Here is a 1,334-nt window from a genome sequence, read left to right as displayed (position 1 = left end):
TCCCCCCCCCCATCCACGTCTTCTTGCGTAGACGTGGATGCCCGGGACAAGCCCGGGCATGACGAGTTTGTTACACATACGATTGCCGTGCCGGAAACCTATCCTGCCCCTCACCGCTCGACAAAAGCGCGCTCGAACTGATCCAGGATCGGCTTGAACAGATAGCTCAGCATGGTCCGGCTGCCGGTCTGCATGAAGACCTCCGCCGGCATGCCCGAGACGAGTTGCAGCCCGGCAAGCCGGCGGCGCTCCTCTTCCGACAGCATGATGCGGACCGTGAAATAGGACATGCCGGTCTGCTGGTCGCGGGTGGTGTCGGGCGAGACATACGACACCTGTCCGATCAACTGCGGCGTCACCCGCTGGTTGAAGGCAGAGAAGCGGACAAAGGCCTGCTGACCCTTGCGCACCTGATCGATGTCGTTCGGCTGCAGCCGCGCCTCGATCTGCAGATCGTCGGAATCCGGCACCACTTCCATGATGGTGTCGCCGGCGCGAATGACGCCGCCGATCGTGTGGGCATTAAGCTGGTGGATCACGCCCGATGTCGGCGCGCGCATCTCGATGCGCTCGAGCACGTCGCGCGCGGCGATGCTGCGCTCGCTGAGCTCGGCTTCCTTGCCCTGGGCCTCGCCGAGCTCCTTGACGACCTCGGTGCGGACATCCTGATCGAGCTTGACCATCTGAAGCTTGGCCTCGTCGACCTTGGTCCTGGTCTCGGCGATGGTGGAAATCAACTGGCCGCGTTCGCCTTCGATTCTGGCGCTCTCACGCTGCAGCGTCGTGAGCCGCGCTATCGGCACCAGCCGCTTGTCGAACAGCTCCTGCACGCCGCCGAGTTCGCCGGTGATCAGCTCCAGTTGCTTGGCCTTGGACGCAACCTGCGCCTCGAGACCCACGACCTCCTCGCCAAGCTGCGAGACCTTGCTCTGCAACAGCTCCTTCTGGCTCTCACGTGCGGTCGTCCGCGCCCTGAACAGCGAGGCTTCGGAGGCGAGCAGCGTCTTGACATTGCCGTCCTCCAGCCGGGACGACAGCTCCGGCGGGATCGCCGGCCGCGGCTGGCCGTCGCGCTCCGCGGCGAGCCGCGCGATCTTCGCCCGCACTTCATCGAGCTGCTTGCTCACCACCTGAAGGCTGGCCTGCGCCTGCGTCGAATCCAGCCGCAGCAACAGATCGCCGGCGGTGACCCGCTTGCCGTTCTGGACCGGAATCTGCGCCACCACGCCGCCGGTCGGATGCTGGATGGCCTTGACGTTGGACTGCACCACCAGATTGCCCGGCACCACCACGGCGCCCGACAGCGGCACCAGCGCCATCCAGCCGCCCGCCAG

Annotated in this window: 1 protein-coding gene; it reads right to left on the bottom strand. The window is 65.7% G+C overall.

Translation table 11 applies throughout. The features are described 5' to 3' along the window. Nucleotides 1-110 precede the first annotated feature (110 nt). Nucleotides 111-1,334: HlyD family type I secretion periplasmic adaptor subunit (locus tag CQ12_RS30245; RefSeq protein WP_245310239.1), on the bottom strand; the 1,224-nt coding region annotated here is incomplete at its 5' end.

Origin of the sequence: Bradyrhizobium jicamae (assembly GCF_001440395.1) — a bacterium.
In the GTDB taxonomy this organism is placed as follows: domain Bacteria; phylum Pseudomonadota; class Alphaproteobacteria; order Rhizobiales; family Xanthobacteraceae; genus Bradyrhizobium; species Bradyrhizobium jicamae.
Note: the sequence above shows the minus strand (reverse complement) of the source record. Positions and strands in the feature narration are given on the sequence as shown.